The sequence below is a fragment of the Syntrophorhabdus sp. genome, from assembly GCA_012719415.1.
In the GTDB taxonomy this organism is placed as follows: Bacteria; Desulfobacterota; Syntrophorhabdia; order Syntrophorhabdales; family Syntrophorhabdaceae; genus Delta-02.
Window position 1 is genome coordinate 1 of the sequence record JAAYAK010000222.1, and the last position, 2,960, is coordinate 2,960.

Consider the following 2,960-nt stretch of genomic DNA (forward strand, 5'->3'; position numbering starts at 1 on the left):
GAGGCGCAGGCCGCGTCGTTCGAGGAAATGAAGGATGCCTGTGAAAGGATAGGATATCCCCTGGCGATGAAGGTCCTCGGGCCCCTCCACAAGAGCGATATCGGCGGGGTAAGGCTCATGATCGCCGACGCCGGGGCCGCCGGGCGGGCCTGGCACGACCTGACCGCCATAGAGGGCGCGGAAGGTGTCGTCATCCAGCGGATGGTCGAAGGCACGGAGGTCATCATCGGCGCGAGCCGCTCCGGTGACCTCGGCCATCTTGTCATGTTCGGCCTCGGGGGGATATACACCGAGGTCCTGAAGGACGTCGCCTTTGCCCTTGCGCCCCTTTCCGGAGAGGAATGCCGCACAATGGTGACGTCAATCCGGTCTTACCCCATCCTCGAGGGTGTCCGCGGTCAAAAGGGTGTCTCCCTGGAGCGCCTCGTCGACTGTCTGCGGAGACTGGGCCGGCTTGTCTCCGATTTTCCCCGGATCGAAGAGATCGACCTCAACCCCGTCAAGGGCAGCGGCGATGAGCTGTACGTCGTAGACGCAAGGATGATCCTGAATACGGCATAGAACCACCGGAGTTGTTGCAATGTAAAAAGGCCGGTCCCGGGAGGGGCCGGCCTTTGCATGTCTGATGGTGTTCTCTCAGAGCTTGAAGAGGAGGTCCGCGTAAGTCGGAACGGGCCACGTATCCGCAGGGATCAGCATTTCGAGACTGTCGATATCGCCCCTCAATGCCTGCAGTGCGGTGAAGACCTTGTCGCGGTAGCTCTCGGCCTGTTTGACGGTGTTGCTGACAGCCTGCGCCTTTTCGACAGCGGTTTCCAGCCTGCCGAGGTTCTTGTAAGCCGAATTGAGAACAGTGCCGACCTTCTTCAGTATGTCTTCGGGAACCGCGGCGGGTCCCTTGACGGACTTCAGATCGTCGATGGAATCGGCAAGGAAGGTTGCGTATTCAAGGGCCGCGGGGATGAACTGTCTTCTGACCATGTCGATGGCGACGCGCGCCTCGATATTGATCTGCTTCGCATAGGCCTCGACGTAGATGTCGTAGCGGGAATGGAGCTCCTTGCGGGAGAGGACATCGTATTTTTCGAAGAGTTTGAAGGCCTTCTCCGTCACGAACGCCTTGAGGGCATCGACGGTGTTGGCCACGTTGGGGAGACCTCTCTTTTCGGCTTCCGCCACCCACTCCTCGGAGTAGTTGTTCCCGTTAAAGATGATCCGGCTGTGTTTCTTCCAGGTGTCCTTTATGATCGCTGCGGCCTCGGCATTCTTGTCCCTGGCCTTTTCCAGCCTCGTGGCGATCTCGTCGAGGGCTTCGGTGGCTATGGTGTTCAGGGCCACGTTCGAGCCCGCTATGGATTGGGCGGAGCCTACCATCCTGAACTCGAACTTGTTGCCCGTGAAGGCAAAGGGAGAGGTCCTGTTCCTGTCGGTGTTGTCCCTCGGTATCATGGGCAGCGTGTCGACACCGACGTTGATGAGCTGCTCGCCCCGGGCCGAGGTCTTCTCGCCCCTGGCGATCTTCTCGATCACCTCCGTCAGTTCTTCTCCCATGAAGATGGAGACAATTGCGGGCGGCGCCTCGTTGGCACCAAGGCGATGGTCGTTCCCCGCTGTCGCGCAGGTCGCCCTCAGGATATCGGCGTGGGTGTCGACGGCCTTGATCATGGCGCAAAGGAAAAGCAGGAACTGGACGTTCTCACTGGGCGTGTGCCCGGGTTCCAGGAGGTTCTGGCCGTCGCTCGTCGACAGGGACCAGTTGTTATGTTTGCCCGACCCGTTAATTCCGGCGTAGGGTTTTTCGTGGAGAAGGCAGACGAGGTCGTTGCGGAAGGCGACCTTCTGCATCGTCTCCATGACGAGCTGGTTGTGATCGGTGGCGATGTTCGTGGTGTCGAAGATGGGGGCCATCTCGTATTGGGCCGGGGCCACCTCGTTGTGCTTCGTCTTGGAGGTGATGCCCATCTTCCACAGTTCCACGTCGAGGTCGTGCATGTAGTCGGAGACACGGTCCTTGATGGCGCCGAAGTACTGGTCCTCGAGTTCCTGACCCTTGGGCGGGGGTGCGCCGAAGATCGTGCGGCCCGCGAGGAGCAGGTCGAGACGCTCCATAAAGAGTTTCTTGTCCACGAGAAAGTACTCCTGCTCGGGGCCTACTGTGGAGGTCACGTTCGTGGACGTCGTGTTCCCCATCGCCTTGAGCACTCTGAGCGCCTGCCGGGACAGGGCCTTCATGGAACGCAGGAGGGGGGTCTTCTTGTCGAGGGCTTCTCCGCGATAGGAATAAAAAGCCGTCGGGATGGTGAGCGTCACGTTGCCGCTCTGATCCTCCTTGAGGAAGGCGGGCGAGGTGCAATCCCAGGCGGTGTAGCCCCGTGCCTCGAAGGTGGCCCTCAAGCCGCCGCTCGGGAAGGATGAGGCGTCAGGTTCGCCCTGAACGAGCTGTTTGCCCGAGAATTCCATGATGACACTGCCGTCGGGGGCCGGGGAGATGAAAGAGTCATGCTTCTCGGCGGTGATACCCGTCAGGGGTTGGAACCAGTGTGTGTAGTGCGTGGCACCCTTTTCGATGGCCCAGTCTTTCATCGCGTTGGCCACCACGTCGGCCACGTCCGGCCGAAGCGGCGTGCCTTGCTGGATCGTCTTCCGGAGGGCCTTGTAGACCTCCTTCGGCAGGCGTTGTTTCATGACCTTATCGTTGAAGACGTTGGATCCAAATACCTCTGTCAATTCCATTTTAATCCTCCTCACAAGTTCAACCGGACAAAGCCGTATAATAACACTTTCCGCCTATTTCTGGAAAGGTTTGTTCAGTCCTTAAACATTGACTTTGGGTGAACTTCTTTGTTCGGTATGCTTGCTTAAGCCCTCGGGGCCGTTGAGGGGGACACATCAATGTGCGAGAACAGTATAATATGATACTGTTGGACTTACAAGTAAATTGTCAGCGGCCCTGGTAAGAC

The 2,960-nt window shown here is 58.9% G+C and carries 2 protein-coding genes; one reads left to right on the forward strand and one right to left on the reverse strand.

All coding sequences use genetic code 11. The features are described 5' to 3' along the window. A partial coding sequence (locus tag GXX82_13070; protein ID NLT23971.1) for a CoA-binding protein occupies window positions 1–561 on the forward strand: 561 nt, incomplete at its 5' end. 75 nt (window positions 562–636) lie between these two features. On the opposite strand, the gene GXX82_13075 is transcribed toward GXX82_13070, so the two are convergent. Continuing rightward, window positions 637–2,733, reverse strand: a complete 2,097-nt coding sequence (locus GXX82_13075; protein ID NLT23972.1) for a glutamine synthetase type III — start codon at window positions 2,731–2,733, stop codon at window positions 637–639. Window positions 2,734–2,960: the final 227 nt, after the last annotated feature.